Below are 21,100 nucleotides of genomic sequence, written 5' to 3'. Positions count from 1 at the left end.
CCCTGCATCGAAGCACGGGCGCCTGGCGGCGCCAGTGAGAGAAGGGATACCGGATGCGCGTACTGCGCGCTCTCATGGGGAGCACCCTCGCGTGGCTGCTTCTGATGGTCGGCATCGCACCGGCCACGGCTCAAGCCGCCCAGCAGGGTCCGGTCGGCATCGCCCACTGCCCGACCGAGCACCGCGGCCGCGGGAACAACTCCGCGCCGCCTGCGCTCCAGAAGTACTTCATGGACGACTGGCGGCTGGGACCGGCGGACCTTCCCCGGACGGGCGCCCTCGGCCAGATGCTGAAGGGTTACCACCGCACGGACGGGACGGACGCCTACTGGTTCCTCGGCTGCTACTGGCAGACGGATCCGCAGACGGAGAAGTCCGGCTGGTGGTACCCCGACAACAACGGCTTCGTCCTCCAGAACGGCAAGCCGGTCGAGCGTGACCTGACGCTCCGCGCGGGGCAGTTGCTCGACCTCTTCGGCAGCGGCTTCGGCCGCTTCCTCGCCCCCGCGGGCACGCCGTACGGCAAGCGCGCGATTCCGCCGAGCAACCTCGACACCTTCGACCCCGCGCACCCCTACGGCTATCACCTCTACCGGGTCCTCAAGTCGTTCACCGTGCACGCGGGCCCGATCAGGCCCTGGTTCGGCCAGCCCGGCCTGGGGCTCCAGTATCTGACGGACAAGCCGATCCCCCAGCTCGTCGTGTCGAAGGACCTGGAAGAGCTGCCGGTAACCTGACCCCGGCAGAACCTGGGTGGTCTCGGGCGGCGGAGCCGGAGACCACCAGGGGACCACGGACAGGACCGGCCGACCCGATGGACAGAGCAGAACTCGTCGAAAGACTCCGCGAGGCGGGCGTTCCCGAGGCGTTCTACGAGATTGCCGGTGTCCCCGCCCCACCGGCCCGGCCCGACGCCCATTACTTTCTGCGTCGTACGGCGGACGCCTGGACCGTCGGCCTGAGCGAGCGTTCCCAGGACAGTGTCGTACGGCGATTCGCCACCGAGACCGACGCCTGCGCGTACCTCTACGACACACTCACGCAGGCACTCACTCCGCCGGCCGGCGAGGCAGCGCCCCTGGAGGAGCTGCTCGCGGACGGCGAGGAGATCCAGCGGCAGGCCTGGGAGGACTTCGAACGCGTGGCACGGAACGAGCGCGACGAGGACGCCGACTCCTGAACTCACCGGAAAGGCGGAGCAGGACGTGGAGGACAAGGGCGCGGGTTCTGGAGGCGGTCCACGTATGGGCTCGGGGCTGGACGAGCGGGCGCACGCGCGGCAACGGTGGGCGGCGCGCGCGTCGTTGACGTTCGCCGGGCTGGCCCTGCTCGCACCGCTCGGTACCGCGTCCTCCGCCGGGGTGGTGCTCGTGCTGGTCGGGGGCCTGTCGATCGCCGTGAGTCTGGCGGCACTGTGGTGGACGCTCACCCGGCGGGGTTGGCGCAGGGCCGCCGCCGGAGTGCTCGCGGTCGCCGCGCCCGCCACCGCGATCGCGCTCTTCGCCGTGGCGCGGCTGCTGTGGTTGCCCGTCCTGCTGCTGGCCCTGTGGGTACTGGCCGTATGGACCGGGCAGGTCGCGCTCAGCGGCACGCGGTCGCATGTCGTACGGGTCGTCGAGTACGAGACGCCGCCTCCCGCACGGCCGTATCTGATCATGAACCCGAGGTCCGGGGGCGGGAAGGTCGAGCGGTTCGGGCTGAAGGCGAAGGCCGAGGAGCTCGGAGCCCGTGTGCATCTGCTCGGCTCCGGCCGGGCGGACGGGCCCGAAGACGTCGTCGCGCTGGCCCGTGCCGCCCTCGCGGAAGGCGCCGATCTGCTCGGAGTCGCGGGCGGGGACGGGACGCAGGCGCGGGTCGCGGCCGTCGCGGCGGAGCACGACGTACCGTTCCTGGTGATCTCCGCCGGAACCCGCAACCACTTCGCCATGGACCTCGGGCTCGATCGCGCCGACCCCTCGGGATGCCTGGACGCGCTTCGCGACGGGGTCGAGGTCCGGGTCGACCTCGGCTTCGCGGGCGACCACCCCTTCGTGAACAACGCGTCGTTCGGGGCGTACGCGGCGGTCGTGCAGAGCCCCGCGTACCGGGACGACAAGGTGCGCACGACCCTGGATCTGCTGCCCGAACTGCTCACCCACGAGCGTGGGCCGCGGCTCACCGCGCGCGTCGCGGGCACCGGCGGCCCCGACCTCGTCATCGACACGCCCCAGGCCGTCCTGGTCAGCAACAACCCCTACCGCATGGACGACGTGGCGGGCCTCGGCTATCGGGAGCGGATGGACCTGGGCGTGCTCGGGGTGCTCGGCGTCAAGGTGGAGAGCGCCGCCCAGGCTGCCGGACTGCTGCGCGGACGCAATGCCGAGGGGCTCACCGCGGTCACCGCCCGGCAGGTCGTCGTCGACTGCGACAAAGGGGATGTCGAGGCCGGCGTGGACGGCGAGGCCCTGGTGCTGCCCACACCTGTCGACTGCCGCATCCGGCCCGGCGCCCTGCGGGTCCGAGTCCCCCGCACCCGGCCCGGCGTCCCCGCGGTCACACCGCCCCTGGAGTGGCGGCGGCTGCGCAAACTGGCGGCGACGGTGGGACGGACGGCCCTCCCGAAGCGCCGGCGGGGCCGATAGCGGGCAAGCGCCGGCTTCCGCAAGTGGCCGCTTGTACAAGCCCTTTCCAGACGCCTATAGCTGAACCAACCGCCCCCAAACGGTAGTTGATCCACTCCTCGTCACATGGAATTCCCCGATCGGACGGACGCGAAGAGGGTGCGCAGAAAGCGTTTGCCGCTAGGTTTTGACATGCTCACACTCCAATCGGTTCCACCCCGGATCGGTCCACCTCCCCGTAGGAGAACCCCCATGCGCAGACTCGTCGCCTCTCTGGCGGCCGCGGTCACCGCCCTCGGCGGGCTAACGGCGGCGGCCACGCCGGCCGCGGCTGCCGGCTCGGGCACGTTCAGCGTGCTCACGTACAACGTCGCCGGCCTTCCGGAATCCCTGTCCAGCGCGTCGACACCGCGCGACACCAGCACGACGGAGATCGGCCGCCGCATCGCACCGTACGACATCGTCAACGTCCAGGAGGACTTCAACTACCACGCGTACCTGTACTCCACGGACACCCACCCCTACCGCACCGCCACCAGCGGCGGCGCGGGCATCGGCAGTGGGCTCAACACCGTCTCCGACTACGCCTGGGACACTGACGACTTCGAGCGCGTGAAGTGGAACTCCTGCCAGCTCGACTCCGGCGACTGCCTCACGCCGAAGGGGTTCACCTTCATGCGTGAACGCCTCGCCGAGGGCGTGTACGTCGACTTCTACAACCTGCACACCAACGCGGGCACGAACGATGGTGACCTGGCCTCGCGCGCGGACAACCTGAACCAGCTCACGTCGTTCATCCAGTCGCACTCGGCGGGCAACGCGGTCGTGGTGATGGGCGACACCAACACCCGCTACACCCGCACCGGCGACACCATCGCCGAGTTCGCCGCGGCCAACGGGCTGACCGACGCCTGGGTACGGCTGATCCGCGGCGGCACACCGCCGGCCAAGGGCAGTGACGCGCTGGTCTGCGACCAGACGGGGGCCACCGTGCCGAACACCTGCGAGGTCGTGGACAAGGTCCTGTACCGCGGAAGCAGGCTCGTCACGCTGAACGCCACCTCGTACGACAACGAGCACGCCAAGTTCCTGACCTCCGACGGGCTCATGCTCTCGGACCACGACCCGGTCACGGTCGGCTTCTCCTGGTCGCAGAACCCGGACTTCCAGCTCAGCGACCAGTTCGGCGGTCCGCACGGCGACCACTACCAGGACATCGACAAGGTCCCCGCAGGCGCCCGCGCCACCACCGTCTCGCTGCGCTCCGGGTCCCGGGTCGACCAGGTGGGCCTCACCCTGAGCAACGGCACCACACTCACCCATGGCGGAACCGGCGGCACGGCGTCCTCACTGACTCTGGGCAGCGGCGAATATGTGACGACCGCCTACCTGTGCGAAGGCGTGAAGGACAGTCACACCCGGATCTTCTACGCCAGGTTCACCACCAACCTGGGCCGCACCCTCGCAGGCGGTACGACCACCTCGGACTGCGTGACCCGTACGGCACCGTCCGGCTGGCAGATCGCCGGCTTCCACGGACGTTCGGGCGACGAGCTCGACAAGGTCGGCTTCATCTACACCAAGCGCTGACACCGGGTGCCGGCCCCATGCCGGCCGGTCGGCAGAGCCCGTACACCTGTAGGACGCAAGCGACTCCAGGTGTACGGGCCTCCGGCGGACCGGAGTTCCCCGGTCAAGGCGACTCCGAGGATCTGACCCAGCCCAGCGAGCGCTCGACGGCCCGCTTCCAGTCCGCGTACTCCCGTTCCCTGCGCTCGGGGTCCATGTCCGGCAGCCACTGGGCGGCCCGGTGCCAGTGGCGGCGCAGGACCTCGAGGTCCGACCAGTAGCCGGCGGCCAGCCCGGCGGCGTAGGCGGCGCCGAGGGAGACCGTTTCGGCGACCATGGGCCGCACCACGGGCACGTCGAGGACGTCGGCGACGAACTGCATGAGCAGGTTGTCCGCCGTCATGCCGCCGTCCACCTTGAGCTGCTTGAGGGGGACCGAGAAGTCGGCGTTCATGGCGTCGACGACCTCCCGGGTCTGCCAGCCGGTCGCCTCCAGGACGGCTCGGGCCAGGTGTCCCCTGGTGATGTACGACGTGAGGCCGACGATGACACCGCGCGCGTCGCTGCGCCAGTGAGGTGCGAACAGGCCGGAGAACGCGGGGACGATGTAGCAGCCGCCGTTGTCCTCGACCGTGCGTGCGAGGGTCTCGATCTCCGGGGCGCTGCTGATCAGGCCCAGGCGGTCCCGGAACCACTGGACCAGCGAGCCGGTGACGGCGATCGAGCCCTCCAAGGCGTAGACGGGGGCCTGGTCTCCGATCTTGTAACCCACCGTCGTGAGGAGCCCGTTGCGGGACCGCACGACATCGGTACCGGTGTTGAGCAGCAGGAAGCTGCCGGTGCCGTAGGTGCACTTCACCTCTCCCGGGGAGAAGCACGTCTGGCCGAACAGGGCGGCCTGCTGGTCGCCGAGGGCGGCGGTGATGGGAACGCCCGGGAGCACCAGGCGGGCAGCGCCGTAGCGTTCGGCGGACGACCGGATCTCGGGCAGCATCGCGCGGGGCACCCGGAAGAACTCCAGCAGTTCCTCGTCCCAGGTGAGCGTACGGATGTTCATCAGCATGGTGCGGCTGGCGTTGGTGGGGTCGGTGATGTGCAGTCCGCCCTCCGTTCCCCCGGTGAGGTTCCAGATGAGCCAGGTCTCCATCGTGCCGAAGAGCACCTCGCCGTCCCTGGCACGCTGTTCGAGCCCGTCGACGTGGTCGAACAGCCAGCGGAGCCGCAGTGCGGAAAAGTAGGTCGAGGGGGGCAGACCGCAGCGCTCCACGAAGAACTCCTCGCCGGGGCGCCGGCCGAGTTCCTCGACGAGCGGTGCCGTGCGGACGTCCTGCCAGACGATGGCCCTGTCCAACGGTGCACCCGTGCGCCGGTCCCAGAGCACCGTCGTCTCCCGCTGGTTGGCGATGCCGATCGAGGCGACGTCCTTCGCTCCCATTCCGGTGCCGGACAGGGCCTCGGGCACGATGCGCTGCAGATTGCGCCAGATCTCCAGGGCGTCGTGCTCGACCCATCCGGGCTTGGGGAAGTGCTGCTGGTGCTCACGCTGCGCGACCGTCACCAGCCGCCCCTGCTGGTCGAACAGAATGCATCGAGTGGAGGTGGTGCCCTGATCGATGGACATTACATACCGTTCAACCATGATCAGCTCTGCCTTCCGATGTGTCGAAGAGGCGGTGGCTACCAGCGAGCTGCGCCCAGGTCTCTGGAGATCGCCCGTGCGGCCTCACGGAGCAGGGTGATCAGGTTCGGGAGGGGACGGCCCTGGCTGTCGCAGATCCGCTCGACCGGGCCGGACAGTCCGATGGCGCCCACGACGAGACCTCCGTGCCCTCGGATCGGTGAGGCGACGCCGGCCTCGCCCATGCTCATTTCCTGGACCTCGGCGGCCCAGCCGAGTTCCCGGATCTCGGCGAGCGCCCGGGAGAGCTGCTCCGGGTCGACGATCGTGTGCCGTGTGTAGGTCTCGAGACCGAATTCGAGCACCGACTCCAGGGGGGCGGTCCCGAAGGCCAGCAGAACCTTGCCGAGCGAGGAGGCGTGCAGCGGCAGCAGCGCGCCCACGTCCAGGGTCTGCAGCGTGTCGTCCGGCCGGAAGACATGGTGGACGACCAGGACCCTGCCCTCCAGGGGGGTGCCCAGGCGGACGGCCTCCCCGCTGCGGGCGGCCAGGGCGTCGGCCCAGTTGATGGAGCGCGACCGCAGCTCGTTGACGTCCAGGTAACTGGTGCCGAGATGCAGCAGCGCGGCCCCGAGCTGGTACTTTCCCGTCGCCGCGTCCTGCTCGACGAAATCCACGTGCTGGAGCGTGCGCAGAATGCCGTGAGCGGTGCCCTTCGCCAGCCCGAGCGAGGCCGCCACCTCGCCGAGCCCGAGCCGACGGGGCCCACCAGCGAGCAGCCGCAGAATTGCCGCCGCCCGTTCGATCGACTGGACTGGGCCGGCCATGAAACGAGCCTAATACGCCCGTGGAGGGACCGCCTTACGTGCAGCTCATCGGCTTCGTACCAGGTGGGAGCCACCGTTCGACAATGCCGACCACCGTTCATTGACCGGCTCCGCGCGTCTGCCTACCGTGCGAGGAAGCGCACTGAGCCCCGGCGACCCGCCGGCAGCGCTCACCGGAGGAGAGCACATGGCGGTACAGCTCGAAATCAGGCCTCGGGGGGTAGTCGAACACGTCTTTGCGTTGCCGCCCGTCGCCGGAGCCGTCTCGGCCGTGCGCCGACGTGTGAGGGCGGTCCTGGCCGCCTGGAACGTATCTCCGGAGATCGTCGACGACACGATTCTGGTGGTGACGGAGTTGCTCACCAACGCGCTCGTCCACGCTCTGCCGCCGGCGGAGCTGCGGCTGTCATGGGGCCTGCGTGGCGGACTCAGGACCCTGCGTGTGGAGGTCTCCGACGCCGGGCCCGCGCTGGCGGCGGGGCAGTCGCCCGACGGAATCGACCCGGACGAGCACGGCCGGGGCCAGCAGATCGTCCACGTACTGTCCGCTCGGCACGGCATGCGCATCCACTGCGACGGGGTCACCCGGTGGGCGGACCTGGTGGCTGCCTGACGCTTCTGTCGAGCCGTGTGCGCACGGTCCGCCGAGACTCGGGGCCCCTGCCCGCGACCCGATCGTCGAGAGCGACGCCCTGCCGGATGCGCGTCCGGACCAACCGGCCGATGCTGGTGATGTGACCAGGCAGTTTCGCGTCGTGGTCTCACCGCCCTCGCCGAGCGGAGGCCGCAGGGTGCGCGTGGACGGCGAGATCCTCGGGCTCGCGTACGGCGTGCCGGATGTCGCTGAGTTCCTGCGCCGGGCCGGGCTGGAGATCGACCCGGACGAGGTCGCGCATTCACCTCTGATCGAATGGCGCGAGGTCGGGCCGGATCAGTGGGGCACTCAGCAGACCTGACGCGCCCCGGATGTTCAGAGATCGAAGTCGGCGGCGGCGCACTGTAGGCGTCCTGGGCCGCTGGACGACACCGGCCGGTACCGGCGGCGGGATTTACCAGCCATGACGACGGCGCCCGGGACCCCGCTGCGCCCGCCGCCGCACAGCGCACTCCGGCGACGCCCACCGGTCGGCTCTACCAACTCGTCCATCTGGCGGCCGCGCTCACGGAGACGGTGACCGTGCGCGATGTCACGGCACTGGCCGTCGAGCAGATCCTGCCGGCCTTCGGCGCCCAGGGCCTGGTCATGTCCGTCGCCGAGGCAGGCCGCCTGAAGATCACAGGTCATCACGGCTACCCGGCCGACATCGTCGAGAGCCTCGACGCCCTGCCGCTCGACACCGATCTCACTCCCGCGGGCCAGGTCCTGGCCAGCGGCACCGCCGCCTTCTTCGCGAGCCCCGCCGACCTGGCCCGCTGCTACCCCAGGGCACCCTGGATCAGCGGCAAGAAGGCGTGGGCCTTCCTGCCGCTCGTCATCACGGGACGACCCGTGGGCTGCTTCATCCTCACCTACGAGCAGCCCCACTCCTTCACCGCCGACGAGCGCGCCGTCCTCACCTCACTGGCCGGTCTCATGGCCCAGGCACTGGACCGGGCCCATCTGTACGACACCCAGCACCGCCTCGTCCGCGAACTCCAACGGGCGCTTCTGCCGGGCAGTCTGCCCACACTGCCCGGGCTGGAGGTGGCCGCCCGCTATCTGCCGGCCGGCCGCGGGACCGAGGTCGGCGGCGACTTCTACGATCTGGTGCGCCTGGACGACACCACCGCCGCGGCCGTCATCGGCGATGTCGAAGGCCACAGCATCGCGGCAGCCGCCCTCATGGGGCAGGTCCGCACCGCCATTCACGCCCACGCGACCGCCGGAGCCACACCTGACCAGGTCCTGGCCCGCACCAACCGACTGCTGGTCGACCTGGACTCCGACCTGCTGGTCTCCTGTCTCTACGCCCAGGTCGACCTGCGCCGCGGTGAACTGACCCTCGCCAACGCGGGTCACGTACCTCCCCTCCTGCGCCACGCACCACGCCAGGCCCGCATCCTGGACTTCGAGCCCGGGCCGCTCCTGGGCATCGACACCCACGCCCAGTACCCTCTCGCCGCCACTCCCCTGCCCACGGGCTCCGTCGTCACGCTCCACACCGACGGCCTCGTGGAACGGGCCGGAACCAACCCCGCACAGGTCACCGACGGCCTGGTCCAGCACCTCGCACACGCCGACGACGACAGCCTGGAGGGCCTCATCGACGGCCTGATCGACTGCGCCTGGCCCACCGGCCAGTGCACGGACGATGTCACGGTGCTCCTACTGCGCTCCAAGGGGCAGTCCTCCGCACCCTCTTGACGCCCTGGTGTCCGACACCGGTGCTGCCGATGTGCCTGATGCTGTGGGCCGTCCCCGCGCGACCGGCGCGGGGACGGCCCCGGTCATGAACGGCGCGTACGGCTGGTCAGGTACACCGCGCCGCGCGCTGCCGGCGACGATCACCAGGGCGGCGCCGCCCGCGATCAGGCCGACCGGGGCGCTCGCGCCCGTCTCGGCCAGCGGTGGCCCGCTGTCGCTGGGCGACGGCTTCGGGGTGGTGGGCGGCGTCGACTGGAGCGGGGGCACGTCCGGCGTCGTGGGAGGCGTGGTGGAGGGCTTGGGGGTGGTCGGCGGAGTGGTCGCGTGGCTCGGCGGTGTGCTGTCCGCCGGAGTGGTCGGGGTCGCGGGCGTGGACGGGGTCGGCTCGGACGGTGTGGGGGTGGGCGAGTCCGGGATGCCGGGGGTGCACGCCTTGTCCCCGCCGTTCCACGCGGCTATCAGGTGGTACGGGGTGATGACGTTGTCCGGCTGGTAGGGAACGGGGCCGTGGCCCTCGCCGGTCTTGCCGTCGTACGAGACGTCGTCGCCGTACAGGTCGATCTGGCCGTAGCAGTCGGGCGCCTGCACGGACAGCTTCTGCCAGGTCCGCTTCGCGTCGTCGGAGCCGGCCACGTCGGCGGCGGTGAGGTAGACGGTGGCTTTGTCGACCAGACTCTGGTGACCGGAGGTGTACCAGTTCGAGCCCTCGGTGGTGTACTCGGCGAGGGAGACGGGGTACTTGCAGCCGTCGCCCACGGTCTGGCCCGGGGCGAGCCGGACCTCCACGGTTCCGGGAGCGCTGTCCCACTGGTGGAACCCGCCCTGCGAGGTCCAGTCCGCACCGACGGTCTTTCCGTCGGCGTCGACGATGCGGTACTGGACGGTGGCCGACCGGCAGTCGGCGGCCGTCGTGGCGCTTGCGGCACCGGCCGCGACCAGGGGGACGATCGCGCCGGTGAAAGCGGTTGCCGCAAGGGCGGCCAGAGTTCTCGATTGATGCGAACGCGACAAGATGAGCCTCTGTGAAGGTGAAAGTGTGGGAGGTGGTGGATCGCGAGCGCCGACACGGGCAGACGCCATGAAGGCGTGGACGACCGAGTCGCTCGCGTCACTTCGCTCGCTTCAGGCCCAGCGAAGTAAGCGAATTCTTGCCGCCTTTCACAACTCCCGTCAATTCTTCACCTGTTCGGCACATCGAGCCGTGTGAGCGATCCCTTCCGAGCCGTACGAGCGGTCCCTTCCGAGCCGCGTGAGAGCCCCTTCGGCGCATCGGGTCGGCCGGGCTCCCGCCCCCTGGCCCGCACCCAGGCGCGCCCGACGAAACCGTGCGCCGAGGCTTGTCGCTGGGCGCCGAGTCTGATTGGGTACCCCGGCGCGCGATGGGCGCGGCAGGCAGAACGGGAGCGTGCGGCGTGCGTCCGACGGTACGGCAGGACACCAGGGAGCCCTTGCCCGAAGGGCTCGGGCAGGCGATACGCGAGACCGCCGGTGACATCGCCGCGCTGTTGCGGGGCGTGCCGGACACGACGGTCGCCGTACCGGGATCCGAGTGGACCCTCGGCGAAGCGGCTGCCCATCTGGCGCTGGCCAACGAGTTGATGGCCGACCTCGCGGCCGGACGCGAACGCCCTTATGGGGACGGCACACCCCAGAGCCTGGCCGCCGCCAATGAACAGTCCCTCGCCGCCTACGACGAGCGCCGGGCGGAACCACTGGCGGCGGTGATCACCGAGCAGGCCGACGCCTTCCTGGACGCCGTGGCGCGGGCGGCGGCCGACGGGACCATCGACGACACACCTCTCGACACGCCACTCGACACGCCGCTCGGCCCCCTGACCAGGCCCCTTCTCGCGTCCTACCTGCTCACCCACATGCTGGGCCACGGCTATGACCTCGCTCGCGCGGTGAAGCGCCCGCACATGATCGACCCGGACCGTGTCGGGCTGTGCATGCCGTTCATGTCCTCGGTCATGCCGCGCGTGGCCGACGCGGCCGCCACGGCCGGTCTCACCGCCCGCTACACCGTCCGGCTCAGGGGCGGTACGGCGTTCGGCGTGAGCCTGGCGGACGGCGCCGTGGAGGTGACGCCGGAGCCGCGGGACCGTCCGGACTGCACCATCCTCATCGAGCCCGTCGCCTTCCTGCTCATCGCGCTGGGCCGGCACAACCCGTGGCGGGCCATCGCGCGGGGGCAGATCGTCGCCTGGGGGCGCAGGCCCTGGCTCGCGCCACGCTTCCCGAACCTGTTCACCGCGCCCTGACCCCTGGCGTGACGCCGTCGGCCGCCGGTCCGAGTCAATCGAAGTCGATCGTCCCCCAGTTCAAGATCAGTCGTCTTATGTGATCTATCAGGCATCGGCCGTCAGTCCCGGAGACGCCCCCATCGGGCCGCATATGCATGTCTACGGTGCAACCACCGGGCGGGACGGCAACGCGCCGCGCCGCCGCAGCCGACAACCAAGGGGAGGCACGATGGCGAATGTCGAAGTGTCGTTGAAGGAGATCATGGCCTCGGTCGAGGGGGCGCTCGGGGCAGCGGTCGTCGACTACACCAGCGGCATGGCGCTGGGCACTCTGGGCGGGAACAAGGATCTCGACCTGAACATCGCCTCGGCGGGCAACACGGATGTCATCCGCGCGAAAGTGCGCACGATGGATCAGCTGGGCCTGAAGGGCGACATCCAGGACATCCTGATCACGCTCGAGGGGCAGTACCACCTGATCCGCCTGGTCAGCGGGCGCAACGGCAACGGCCTCTTCCTCTATCTCGTGCTCGACAAGTCCCGGTCCAATCTGGCCATGGCCCGGCACCAGCTGAAGCGGGTGGAGGAACAGCTCGAGGTCTGAAGTGGTCATGAGCCCGGGCACACGCATGCCCAGAACGTGAAGACTTCTTCAAGTCACGAGATCATCATGACCCCAACTCGTGGATGCTCACGGTCCCGGGCGACAAGGATCGGCTCATGAAGCCGGATCGAGCGGCGGCACCTTCACGGTGCCGCCGCGTCCTGGCGACCACTCCGACCCGGCAGAGAGCGAACGCGCATGCAAGTCCCCCTTTACCAGGCCAAGGCGGAGTTCTTCCGCATGCTCGGGCACCCGGTACGCATCAGGGTCCTGGAACTGCTGCAGCACGGCCCCGTCCCCGTACGGGATCTGCTGGCGGACATCGAGATCGAGCCGTCCAGCCTTTCGCAGCAGTTGGCGGTGCTGAGACGATCGGGGATCGTCGTGTCCACCCGGGAGGGCTCCACGGTCCTCTACGCGCTGGCCGGCGGTGATGTCGCCGAGCTGCTGGCCGCCGCCCGGCGCATCCTCACCGAACTGCTCGTCGGCCGGAACGAGTTGCTGGCCGCGCTGCAACAGGCTCCGTCGTCCCCACCACCGGCGACCACCACCAGCGGTCACCGGTGACGGCCGGGGTCATCCCCGCGCCGGCGCGTCGGCGTACAGATGGCCCCGTACACGGCGCAGCCACACTTCGGCGGCCGCCTCGTCCGGTCGCTCCGGGAGCACGCTGGTCGTCTCGTCGAACGCGGCCTGGTAGGCCCGGAGCACGGGCAGAGCCGCGGACGCGTCGGCGGCCACGCGCTCGCCGAATTCGTGGTACTCCTGCGGGTTCTCGACCCGGATGGTCAGCCGGCCGGTGGCGTACAGCTCCAGTCCCTGGTGGCACAGCCGCTTCAGGTGGCGGGCGTGCTTGGCGGTGCGCTTGCGGGTGTCCGCGGAGAACGATCCGTCGCCGCGGGCCTCCAGGCGTCGGAACTGCTGTGTGGCATAGCCGAGATAGGCGTCCCTGACGCGCTTGGCGCACAGCAGCGAGGACCGTATGCCGATCAGCTCGTCCCCGAACGGCGTCCGCACCTCGTACAACTCGTCCGGAAGCCAGACCAGTTCCATCGCGGTCGGATTGCCGCCGAGGGCGAGGCGGCACCACTTGGCGGCCTCGTGCAGGGTGCGGTCGGGCTTGGTGGTGACGTGGGACTCCTTCGGCCGGTGCAGACCGTGCAGTTCCGCGGTGGGTACGGCGAAGACGCCGAGGCGGTCGATGTCGGAGCCCTCGTGAGCGAGTCCGTACGCGGTGGAACCGACGATCCCGGACAGGATGACGTTCGGGACGGTCACGGGCGGCCGCCTTCCTTGTGCTTGCGCCCTTGTACTCGCGAGGTGAGCTTGGGTGCGTGGGGCTCCATTGTCATGACGTGCCGGGCGGCGGTCACCCGGATATTCGCCGACGGCCGCCGACCCATCTGATGCATACACGCCATGTAGCATGAGCGCCCATGTAATCGGCGGGATTGCCCGGAGATGCTCATGAGGAATCTGGATCCCACCGATCCGCCCGCCATAGGCGGTTATCCCCTGCTGGCACGGCTCGGGGCCGGCGGCATGGGGCAGGTGTTCCTCTCCCGCACCCCGTCCGGCCGCCCGCTGGCCCTGAAGACGGTGCGGCCCGAGTTCGGTGCGGACCCGTCCTTCGAGGAGCGGTTCGCCCGCGAGATCGCCAGCAGCGATCAGGTGCGCTCTGCCTGGGCGGTTGCGGTGGTCGACTACAGCCCGCCCGGTCAGCGGCCGCAGTGGCTGGCCACGGAGTACGTCGCCGCGCCCTCCCTCACCGACTGGGTGCAGCGCTACGGCCCACTGCCCGAGCCCGCCGTACGGGCGCTGGCCGCGGAACTCACCGAGGGGCTGCGGGCCGTGCACCGGGCGGGGCTGGCCCACCGGGACGTGAAGCCGTCCAACGTGCTGCTCGGCCGCCGTCACCCCCTGCTCATCGACTTCGGCATCGCGCGTGCGGCAGACGACACCCGCCATACCCGTACCGGCGGTGTGGTCGGCTCACCCGGGTACATGGCACCGGAACAGGTCACCGGAGGCGGCGCGGCCGAACCCGGGGACATCTTTGCGCTGGGCGCCGTGCTGGTGTACGCGGCCACCGGGGAGGGCCCGTTCCTGCGGCCCGGCGAGGATTCGTCGGCCGCGCAACTGCTGTACCGGATCGTGCACGAGGAGCCGGTCCTGGACGGCGTTGCGCCATCACTACGACCGCTGCTGGCCGCCTGCCTGCAGAAGTCACCTCAAGACCGCCCGACCGCAGAAGCGCTCCTGGAGCGGATCGGCGCCGGGTCAGCCGGCTGGACATCCGCGCCGCTGCCTGGCCTGGAGACGGAACTCACCGCCAGGGAAGCCGAGTTGCGGACCCGGCTGGAACAGCCGGCGCCCCGAGCTTCTCAGACCACCATGCCCCCGAGTCCGGCGCCCGTGGCCGTGCTTGAACCCATTTCCGCCACACCGATCGCACCCGTCGGATTCGGACCGCCCGTCCCGTACGCGTCTCCGGCCGCCGTGTCCGCCGCGCCGCTTCCCGTGCGACGCACGCCCCGCGCCCGGACGTTGGCCGTTGCCGCGGGTGTGGTGACGGCCGTGGCCGTCGTCACCGCGCTGTCCTGGCCGGACGGCGGCGACGGCGACACGGGGGACAAAAGACACGGTTCGTCACCCTCCCCGTCCACGTCGGCCGCTCTGCCCGCCTCGTGGGTCGGCACTTGGAAGGGCACCGGGCCGGGCAGCAAGTCGGCCGACGGCGTCGTCAACTCCCGTACGAACGGTGTCACCGTCGTCGTCACGCTGCACGCGGCGGCACGTGGTGAACTCGTGGGCCGGCAGGTCAGCCACATCACCGAGGCCGGCAGCGGCCGGGACATCGGGTGCACCGAGACGCTGCTCCTGCGGGAAACCCACCGGACATCCATGGTCTTCGAGGCGGCGACGAGCACGCCCAGCGATCCGTCGGCCGGAGTGGTCTGTGTGCGCGGCAACGTCTACACGCTGACCGAGGCGGGTGCCGACACCCTCGCCCTCGTCGATGAGGGAAGCCAGGCGGCCGGCTCACCGTCCCGGCTGAACCGCTCGTCGTCCTAGTCCGACTTTGCCCGGTGAACTGCGGCTGGCCCCGAGGGGGGTGGGACGGTCACCTGATCGGCTCCAGCATCTCGGAGCGGATCCGGAGGGTGGCCCTCGCGGCGGCCTTCAGGTCGTCGTTCAGCGAGGTGATGAAGGTCATGTCCGCCACCCGGGCAGTTGATTTCGATGCGGGAGCCGGACGGAGTGCCATCTTCCGGCGGCACGAGCACCTTCACCCTGGTGTTCTGGCGAGGGAGGGGCGGACGACTGCTGCGGCACGGGCAACGGGCATCGCCCACGTTGCATGCAACGCAACTGGCAACGATGTACGGACGGGGCGTTCTGACCTGGCCAAACGCCGTTCCATGTCAGGGGGTTGGCGTCTGCAACACCCGTTTCGGGTGCTGCGCCGAGGATTATGGCGTGCAACAGGTGCGTGACACTCCATGCTTTGTATCCCAGGCGGCGAACCGCCGTTCGCGCCGATGACAGGCCTTCTTGCCCTCGGCCAGGGGCCCTGACGGGGAAGGTCCCATGGATAAGCCCTTGTTAACAGCCCGATCCGCTCTCGTGCTCCTGCTCGCCGTGCTCAGTGGCGCCATCGCCACGGCCCTGTCCCTGACGGCTGGTGAGGTCGCATCCCGCAGCGCCCTTGCCGGACTGGGCGCCGCCGCACTGGCAGTTCCGTTCTTCAACCGGCTCATCGAGCACGACCAGGTACACGACTGCCGGCACACGACAGAGCGGGAAGAAGGAGAGGGCCGTGGGTGAGCTCAGGCCGCTCGGCAACGACCTGCCCGAGGCGTCGCGTGCCCTTGCCCAGGCGCTCAGAGAGCTGTTCGAAGGGCTGGACGTCTCCGTACGCCGCTATGCCGCCCGTCGCCAGTGGGATCCCGGCACACTCTCGAGGTACCTCAACGGCAGCCGGATCCCGCCGTGGAAGGTCGTTCAGGAACTACTGGCCGATCTGGGGGAGCACCGGGGCGTGGCCGTCACCACCGATGCCGTCGAGATGGTCCGTGAGCTCTACCGGGCCGCGGTCGACTGCGGGTCCTCGCAGCATCACGCGATGGAGGTGATCGAGGAGCAGTTGGCAGACGCGGACCGCCGGTCTCGGCGCTCCAGTGTGCAAGGAGATGTGCTGGGCGATGCGCTCCTGGACCGGACCAGCCGGATCCATGACCTGGAGGTGCGTCTGTCGCAACTGGAGGCGGACTGGAAGGCCGAGCGCGACCGTGCGGACGAACTCGCAGCCGCGCACCCCAACGTCTCCCAGCTCCTCGAGGAACGCGGTCTGCTGCAGCAGCAAATCACGCGGCTGGGCGCCGAACTGCAGAACATGCGGGAGGAGAAAGCCGCTGCCGAAGAACGCTGCAGGCTGCTCGAGCGGCAGCTCGAAACGCTCGAACGCCCCCACGCGCTGCCGACGGCGCCGGACGCCGCAATGCCGAAGATCCTGGTCGTCGATGACCAGCCGGACAATCTTCTGGCCCTCACCGCCGTGCTCGGCACGTTGGACCAAGAGCTGGTCACCGTCTCGTCCGGGCGTGAGGCGCTGAAAGCTCTGCTGGACAACGATGACTTCGCCGTCATCATCATGGACGTGCAGATGCCCGAGATGGACGGCTATGAGACAGCCGCTCAGATCAAGCGCCGTCATCGCAACCGAGACGTTCCCATCATCTTCTTGACCGCCATGGGCGCGGACCCCGTGCACGCGAATCAGGGATACCTTGTGGGCGGAGTGGACTACATCACCAAGCCGTTCGACCCCTGGGCCCTGCGGGCCAAGGTCGCGGTGTTCACCCAGATCCACATTGAGCGGCGGATGAAGCTCTCTACTCCCAGCTGAACCAAGAGCTCTGGCGGAGGGTGCCGATCACGGCCACTCGTTGCCTGGCGATGGCCCGTTGCCTCTTGAGGCGGTTGATCCCGCACTCGACCGCATGGCGCTTGCGGTAGTCGTCCGGGCCGAAGCGCGGCGCCCGGCCGCCGCGGGGGCCGAGTTGAGATCCGCTTCCGGCACAGGGCCTAGCGGACGATGTCCAACCCGGGATGGTGACGGCGCATGGCCGCCAGCACCTCGTCCGCGCCGACCGGGAGTGTGGTCGCGGAGATGGTCGCCGGGCTGTAGCCAAGGCGCAGGTTGGCCCTGCCGGTGATGCGCGCCATGCGTGGTGCGCGTGCCAGATAGGCACCCGGGTCGTGGAGGACCAGCTCGATCATGCGCTGGGGCCTTGAGCTGACCTTGATCTCCCGGATCCCCACGGCGGCGATCTCGGTCCAGCTGATCGAGCCCAGCATCGCGTGCGTCAAACCCTCACCGGTGATGACCAGCTCGGGCCGCCGTCGCACGAGACGGCCGATCGCGACCGCGGCGCACAGACCGAAGAACGGCACGCCCACCGCGCCCGCGAGTACGGCCTTGATGCTGGAATGGCTGATCAGAGCCCATGCGCACAGCACCACGAACACGATCGAGCCTAGGGCGACGAGTGCGGTGCGACGTATGGAGGACGGGTAGGCGGTTCTGGGCGGATCCGCGGGTTCGTTGGTCACGGGGTCACTTTAGACAGTCGACGAGCGTCGGCCGGGGCTGGATTCCCGCGAGGGCAAGGCGGCCCGGATCTTCACCCGTTGGTTCAGTCGTCGGTCTGCCGTGTGTCTTCGGTGCACCTGCTGAGCGGCGCCGGCGTCGCCGGGGCGGGTGGCGTCGGCTGGGGCTTGGCGGCGCGGCGGTTGCGCAGGAGCAGTCGCCTCGCGGGACGTTCCACCGCCTCGTACAGGACCCAGGACAGGACGAGGGCGACCGTGAACAGGGCGGCGGTGACGGCCAGGCCCGCCGCCACGCCGAAGTGCGGGTACTTGCCGAGCACGCTGATGGCGGCGCGCAGCACCAGCAGGTGGGCCATGTAGAAGGCGAACGAGAGTTCGCCGAGCCGGACCATCCGCCGGCCGCGCCACAGCGAGGGCAGGCCGCGCAGATCCGCCACGGCGGCTGCGGGGATGAGCAGCGCGAAGCCGGTGAGGGTGCAGGCGGTGGCGGGGTATCCAGCGGTGACCTGGGGGACGAAGAAGTAACCGATGATGGCGAGGGCCAGGGATGCTTCCAGGCCGGGACCGCGCCACCGGCCCAGCAGCACCAGCCTGGCCGAGGCGGCGCCCAGGACGAACTCGGGCAGCCGGGCGGCGGGGAAGGAACTGATCGGCTGGTCCGCCCAGTGGTGGGCCTCCGCCCAGGCCAGCACGAGGACCGACAGGGCCGAGACCCCGACCAGAGCCGTCAGTCCCCGGGGGCCGAGGCGGCGCAGGAGAAGTGCCAGCAGCGGGAAGGCGGCGTAGAAGAACGCCTCGCAGGCCAGTGACCAGCTGACCGGATCCAGCGTCTGCCACCACGGACGCCACCAGGAATGCACCAGCAGGACGTTGGCCAGGGCCTGGGGCAGCGTCGGCTTCGGCTGGCGGGCCAGCGTGTACGCCATCAGCAGCGCGATCGCGGCGGTGGCCAGATGGACCGGGTAGATACGGGCGATACGGCGCCGCCAGAAGGCGAGCGCGCGGTCGTTCGGCCGTGCGGACCAAGTCAGTACGAACCCGGACAGAACGAAGAAGAACGAGACGCCGACGGCGCCTGCCCCCAGTCCCCATGTCACGATCCGGCCGCCGTCGCCTCCGAAGTAGCCGAAGTTGCGCACATGCAGCCCGAAGACCAGCAGCGCGGCCACCCACCGCAGTCCGGTGAGGGACGGCAGCGAGGGCATCGCGGCGGGCTGGGAAGTCGTGGGGTCGGCTGAGGTGGCAGTGCTGGACGGTGGCCTCGGCACCCTGGTCGCCGTCGTCATCGTGTCACCTGCCGGGGGAGGTTCGTTTGGGGCATGAAAGGGAACGTTGCCCATTCGCCCCCTTTCATTCCGGCGTTTTAACAAACATCACACCTGCGCCGAAGCACATCGTCGCCCTCACACGCCCCACGGCGGGGAACACACCCGAATGGCTGACCGAGCCGGAGGGTGGGGCAGCGGCGCAGAGCAGCGGCACTAGGCGCCGGGACGGTCCGACTGCGGTCGGGCCTCCCGGCGCCTCGTGTTGTCCTCGCGCCCCTGCGATCAGCCGATGTGATAACTGTCGCCGTAGACCTTCCAGTCCAGCGGCGTGTTCAGGTCGAAGTTGCCCTTGCGCAGGAAGACGCGCTGCTCGGTGTCGACCCGGCTGGTGTCGCTGTGGGCCTCCTCCTGCTTCATGGCCCACACCCGGGCATCGAGGAAGGCATTGAGGTACGTCGTCTCGTTGCCGCCCTGCGCCGGCGGCTTGGCCTGGCGCAGCGCCCGCTTGCGGATGCTGCTGAAGCTGGTGGGGTCGCTGCCGTCGCCGTGCATGACGATGGCGTCGTAGTACGTGAACTGGCCGAGCGCCCGCAGTCCGTCCGTCTTGCCCTGCCGCACCGCGGGGTTGAAGTAGACGCGGTCGCGCTCGTCGTTCTGCGCCTGCTGGAACGCCGAGTCCTGTGCGGCCTTGCGCCAGTCCCGGGGGAAGTTCGGGTCGAGCCCGTCGTGCGAGTCGCTGCCGTTGACACGGCGCAGTGCGGGCAGGTACTTGGCGAGGACGTTGCCGGGCCTGCGGTCGGTGTAGAGCTGTACGAGGTCGAGCATGTCGCCGGTGCCGGAGCAGAAGCCGATGATGCCCGCGGTGTAGCCGCGGCCGTCGCCTATGTCCTCGATGTACTTGTACTGCGCCTTCCAGTCGAGCGAGGAGTTCTCCGCGCTCGACACGAGCTTCATGGCGATTTCCTTCTTCGCCGGGTCGTCGAGGCCCGGGGCGGCCCCTTGTGCCGCCGTGGCGTGCTGTGCGGCCAGGAAACCGCCCAGGGCCACGGCGCCGGTCAGGGCGACGAAGGTCCGGCGGGAGGGGCCGGACGGGGATGCTGCATGATGGTCGAGTTGCACCACGGGGGCTCCAACTGGATGTGGGGGGTGGGACGTTGTCCCGCCTAGCGTACTGATAGGAAGCTTTCCTATTGGATGCTCTGCCGGAAGCCCTACGGCAGAAGTTCGTAGCATCGGACAAGCCGAAGTCGGGACTCAAGGGGGCAAGTCGGCTCGCCTGGACGGCCTGTGCGGCGACATGGCGGGCTGCTAGGAGCGGGCAGCAACCTCAAAGGCGTCGGCGCCCAGTTGCCCTTCGCCCCTGTCCGGTCCGTTACTCCGTTCCGACCTCTGGCCCCCGGGCCATACCGAACGGTATACAAGCCTGATCGAACGCGCGAAAGGCCGTTCCTGGTGTCGGCTGCGCGCGATGTTCCGTGCTCAGGGGGGTCTTCGATGCTGAACGACACGAAGCCGGAAGAAGCGGCGAGACGTCGGCGGTGGCCGGTCGCGATGGGGGCGGCGCTCGGCGGCTGCACCCTGGTCGCCGCTTCCGCCGTACCGGCCTCCGCACACGACGCGGGACACGGCCACGACACGCAGTACGTGTCGCTCGGGGACTCCTACACTTCGGGCCCGCTCATCCCGCAGCAGGTGGACGCGAACTGCGCACGCTCCGACCACAATTACCCCTCCCTCGTGGCGGCGCAGCGCGGTGTGTCCGCGTTCAAGGACGTGAGCTGCGCCGGAGCGACCACCGAGGAGATGTGGAAGCCGCAGGGCACCAACGGCCCCCAACTCGACGCGGTGCGGCGGGACACCGACCTGGTGACGGTCCAGATCGGCGGCAACGACGTCGGCTTCGGCTCCATCATCCAGACCTGCGCCCGGCTCGCCTCCCAGGACCTCACGGGAAACCCGTGCCAGCGCTACTACTCTTCGTCCGGGTTGGACCAGTTGACGCTCAACATCGTGCGGACCGCGCCGAAGGTCGACCGAGTGCTGCGCGCCGTGCACGCCAGGGCACCCCACGCCCGGGTGCTCGTCGTCGGCTACCCGGACCTCCTGCCCGACGACGGCAACGGCTGCTACCCCTCGGTGCCGTTCGCGTCGAAGGACTTCCCCTACCTGCGGGACACCGAGAAGCAGCTGAACGTCATGCTGCGCCTGGTCGCCGCCTGGAACCACGCGGAGTACGTCGACACCTACGCGCCCACGCGCGGCCACGACATGTGCAAGGCCCCGGCCGACCGCTGGATCGAACCGCTGCAGCCGGCCGCGCCCGCGGCCCCTGCGCACCCCAACGCCACGGGTGAGCAGGCCATGGCGGGCGCGGTACTGGAACGCCTGGGGAAGGGACGTGGACGCGACTGAGC

The 21,100-nt window shown here is 69.8% G+C and carries 21 protein-coding genes; 14 read left to right on the top strand and 7 right to left on the bottom strand.

Features of this window, described 5'->3' with window-relative positions; translation table 11 throughout:
* Positions 1–53 precede the first annotated feature (53 nt).
* The 4 genes from N8I87_RS37275 (at position 54) to N8I87_RS37260 (ending at position 4,190) form a co-directional block, all read left to right on the top strand.
* Positions 54–737, top strand: coding sequence for a TNT domain-containing protein (locus tag N8I87_RS37275; RefSeq protein ID WP_263215267.1), 684 nt, complete (start codon positions 54–56; stop codon positions 735–737).
* Between the two features lie 77 nt (positions 738–814).
* Positions 815–1,180 carry a hypothetical protein gene (locus N8I87_RS37270; RefSeq protein WP_263215266.1) on the top strand — a complete coding sequence of 122 codons (366 nt, stop codon included), beginning with the start codon at positions 815–817 and terminating at the stop codon, positions 1,178–1,180.
* Positions 1,181–1,244: 64 nt separating this feature from the next.
* Positions 1,245–2,621, top strand: a complete 1,377-nt coding sequence (locus N8I87_RS37265) for a diacylglycerol/lipid kinase family protein (protein ID WP_263215265.1) — start codon at positions 1,245–1,247, stop codon at positions 2,619–2,621.
* Positions 2,622–2,852: 231 nt separating this feature from the next.
* A complete protein-coding gene (locus N8I87_RS37260; RefSeq protein ID WP_263215264.1) occupies positions 2,853–4,190 on the top strand; it encodes a jacalin-like lectin in 1,338 nt (445 codons plus the stop codon).
* A 103-nt stretch (positions 4,191–4,293) separates the two neighbouring features.
* Here the strand turns inward: N8I87_RS37260 and glpK are convergent, their stop codons facing one another.
* Together glpK and N8I87_RS37250 are read right to left on the bottom strand one after the other, a co-directional pair.
* On the bottom strand, positions 4,294–5,808 hold the full coding sequence (gene glpK, locus N8I87_RS37255) for a glycerol kinase GlpK (protein WP_263215263.1): 1,515 nt from the start codon (positions 5,806–5,808) through the stop codon (positions 4,294–4,296).
* 38 nt (positions 5,809–5,846) lie between these two features.
* Complete coding sequence (locus N8I87_RS37250; RefSeq protein ID WP_263215262.1) at positions 5,847–6,614, bottom strand: IclR family transcriptional regulator; 768 nt, start codon at positions 6,612–6,614, stop codon at positions 5,847–5,849.
* A gap of 187 nt (positions 6,615–6,801) precedes the next feature.
* Between N8I87_RS37250 and N8I87_RS37245 the strand changes: the two genes are divergently transcribed.
* The 3 genes from N8I87_RS37245 to N8I87_RS37235 all read left to right on the top strand — a co-directional run bounded on the left by N8I87_RS37245 (position 6,802) and on the right by N8I87_RS37235 (position 8,958).
* Positions 6,802–7,227, top strand: a complete 426-nt coding sequence (locus tag N8I87_RS37245) for an ATP-binding protein (protein ID WP_263215261.1) — start codon at positions 6,802–6,804, stop codon at positions 7,225–7,227.
* A gap of 121 nt (positions 7,228–7,348) precedes the next feature.
* A complete protein-coding gene (locus N8I87_RS37240; RefSeq protein ID WP_263215260.1) occupies positions 7,349–7,570 on the top strand; it encodes a hypothetical protein in 222 nt (73 codons plus the stop codon).
* Between the two features lie 221 nt (positions 7,571–7,791).
* Entirely contained in the window at positions 7,792–8,958 is a 1,167-nt protein-coding gene (locus N8I87_RS37235; protein ID WP_317633524.1) for a PP2C family protein-serine/threonine phosphatase, read from the top strand.
* Here N8I87_RS37235 and N8I87_RS37230 read toward each other — a convergent pair.
* Complete coding sequence (locus N8I87_RS37230) at positions 8,920–9,969, bottom strand: hypothetical protein (protein WP_263215259.1); 1,050 nt, start codon at positions 9,967–9,969, stop codon at positions 8,920–8,922. The two genes, N8I87_RS37235 and N8I87_RS37230, sit on opposite strands and share 39 nt — an antisense overlap.
* A gap of 401 nt (positions 9,970–10,370) precedes the next feature.
* Here N8I87_RS37230 and N8I87_RS37225 point away from each other — a divergent pair, with 401 nt between their 5' ends.
* The 3 genes from N8I87_RS37225 (at position 10,371) to N8I87_RS37215 (ending at position 12,372) form a co-directional block, all read left to right on the top strand.
* Entirely contained in the window at positions 10,371–11,219 is an 849-nt protein-coding gene (locus N8I87_RS37225) for a maleylpyruvate isomerase family mycothiol-dependent enzyme (protein ID WP_263215258.1), read from the top strand.
* Positions 11,220–11,430: 211 nt separating this feature from the next.
* Positions 11,431–11,805, top strand: coding sequence for a roadblock/LC7 domain-containing protein (locus N8I87_RS37220; RefSeq protein ID WP_263215257.1), 375 nt, complete (start codon positions 11,431–11,433; stop codon positions 11,803–11,805).
* Between the two features lie 198 nt (positions 11,806–12,003).
* Positions 12,004–12,372, top strand: coding sequence for an ArsR/SmtB family transcription factor (locus N8I87_RS37215; protein WP_263215256.1), 369 nt, complete (start codon positions 12,004–12,006; stop codon positions 12,370–12,372).
* 9 nt (positions 12,373–12,381) lie between these two features.
* Here N8I87_RS37215 and N8I87_RS37210 read toward each other — a convergent pair whose 3' ends face one another.
* Complete coding sequence (locus tag N8I87_RS37210) at positions 12,382–13,083, bottom strand: nucleotidyltransferase domain-containing protein (RefSeq protein ID WP_263215255.1); 702 nt, start codon at positions 13,081–13,083, stop codon at positions 12,382–12,384.
* Positions 13,084–13,272: 189 nt separating this feature from the next.
* Between N8I87_RS37210 and N8I87_RS37205 the strand changes: the two genes are divergently transcribed.
* From N8I87_RS37205 to N8I87_RS37195, 3 genes are all read left to right on the top strand, one after another.
* Complete coding sequence (locus N8I87_RS37205) at positions 13,273–14,880, top strand: serine/threonine-protein kinase (protein ID WP_263215254.1); 1,608 nt, start codon at positions 13,273–13,275, stop codon at positions 14,878–14,880.
* 528 nt (positions 14,881–15,408) lie between these two features.
* Complete coding sequence (locus N8I87_RS37200) at positions 15,409–15,633, top strand: hypothetical protein (protein ID WP_263215253.1); 225 nt, start codon at positions 15,409–15,411, stop codon at positions 15,631–15,633.
* Positions 15,626–16,714 carry a response regulator gene (locus tag N8I87_RS37195; RefSeq protein ID WP_263215252.1) on the top strand — a complete coding sequence of 363 codons (1,089 nt, stop codon included), beginning with the start codon at positions 15,626–15,628 and terminating at the stop codon, positions 16,712–16,714. Before N8I87_RS37200 ends, N8I87_RS37195 begins: the two co-directional genes overlap by 8 nt.
* 179 nt (positions 16,715–16,893) lie before the next feature.
* Here N8I87_RS37195 and N8I87_RS37190 read toward each other — a convergent pair whose 3' ends face one another.
* From N8I87_RS37190 to N8I87_RS37180, 3 genes are all read right to left on the bottom strand, one after another.
* Positions 16,894–17,421 (bottom strand): STM3941 family protein, encoded by a 528-nt coding sequence (locus N8I87_RS37190; protein ID WP_263215251.1) that lies wholly within the window; start codon positions 17,419–17,421, stop codon positions 16,894–16,896.
* Between the two features lie 83 nt (positions 17,422–17,504).
* The gene (locus N8I87_RS37185) at positions 17,505–18,704 is read right to left on the bottom strand and encodes an acyltransferase family protein (RefSeq protein WP_263215250.1); all 1,200 of its coding nucleotides are present in this window, start codon (positions 18,702–18,704) and stop codon (positions 17,505–17,507) included.
* A gap of 264 nt (positions 18,705–18,968) precedes the next feature.
* On the bottom strand, positions 18,969–19,808 hold the full coding sequence (locus N8I87_RS37180) for a chitosanase (RefSeq protein ID WP_263215249.1): 840 nt from the start codon (positions 19,806–19,808) through the stop codon (positions 18,969–18,971).
* Positions 19,809–20,180: 372 nt separating this feature from the next.
* Here N8I87_RS37180 and N8I87_RS37175 point away from each other — a divergent pair, with 372 nt between their 5' ends.
* Entirely contained in the window at positions 20,181–21,098 is a 918-nt protein-coding gene (locus tag N8I87_RS37175) for an SGNH/GDSL hydrolase family protein (RefSeq protein ID WP_263215248.1), read from the top strand.
* Positions 21,099–21,100: the final 2 nt, after the last annotated feature.

Origin of the sequence: Streptomyces sp. HUAS 15-9, from assembly GCF_025642155.1 — a bacterium.
Classification (GTDB): Bacteria; Actinomycetota; Actinomycetes; order Streptomycetales; family Streptomycetaceae; genus Streptomyces.
This window is presented reverse-complemented; position numbering and strand designations above follow the sequence as displayed.

Coding starts and splice junctions, on each gene's coding strand:
- N8I87_RS37215 (WP_263215256.1), top strand. CDS start 12,004: ATGCAAGTCCCCCTTTACCAGGCCAAGGCGGAGTTCTTCCGCATGCTC.
- N8I87_RS37220 (WP_263215257.1), top strand. CDS start 11,431: ATGGCGAATGTCGAAGTGTCGTTGAAGGAGATCATGGCCTCGGTCGAG.
- N8I87_RS37175 (WP_263215248.1), top strand. CDS start 20,181: ATGCTGAACGACACGAAGCCGGAAGAAGCGGCGAGACGTCGGCGGTGG.
- N8I87_RS37205 (WP_263215254.1), top strand. CDS start 13,273: ATGAGGAATCTGGATCCCACCGATCCGCCCGCCATAGGCGGTTATCCC.
- N8I87_RS37245 (WP_263215261.1), top strand. CDS start 6,802: ATGGCGGTACAGCTCGAAATCAGGCCTCGGGGGGTAGTCGAACACGTC.
- N8I87_RS37185 (WP_263215250.1), bottom strand. CDS start 18,704: ATGACGACGGCGACCAGGGTGCCGAGGCCACCGTCCAGCACTGCCACC.
- N8I87_RS37275 (WP_263215267.1), top strand. CDS start 54: ATGCGCGTACTGCGCGCTCTCATGGGGAGCACCCTCGCGTGGCTGCTT.
- N8I87_RS37250 (WP_263215262.1), bottom strand. CDS start 6,614: ATGGCCGGCCCAGTCCAGTCGATCGAACGGGCGGCGGCAATTCTGCGG.
- N8I87_RS37260 (WP_263215264.1), top strand. CDS start 2,853: ATGCGCAGACTCGTCGCCTCTCTGGCGGCCGCGGTCACCGCCCTCGGC.
- N8I87_RS37265 (WP_263215265.1), top strand. CDS start 1,245: ATGGGCTCGGGGCTGGACGAGCGGGCGCACGCGCGGCAACGGTGGGCG.
- N8I87_RS37270 (WP_263215266.1), top strand. CDS start 815: ATGGACAGAGCAGAACTCGTCGAAAGACTCCGCGAGGCGGGCGTTCCC.
- glpK (WP_263215263.1), bottom strand. CDS start 5,808: ATGGTTGAACGGTATGTAATGTCCATCGATCAGGGCACCACCTCCACT.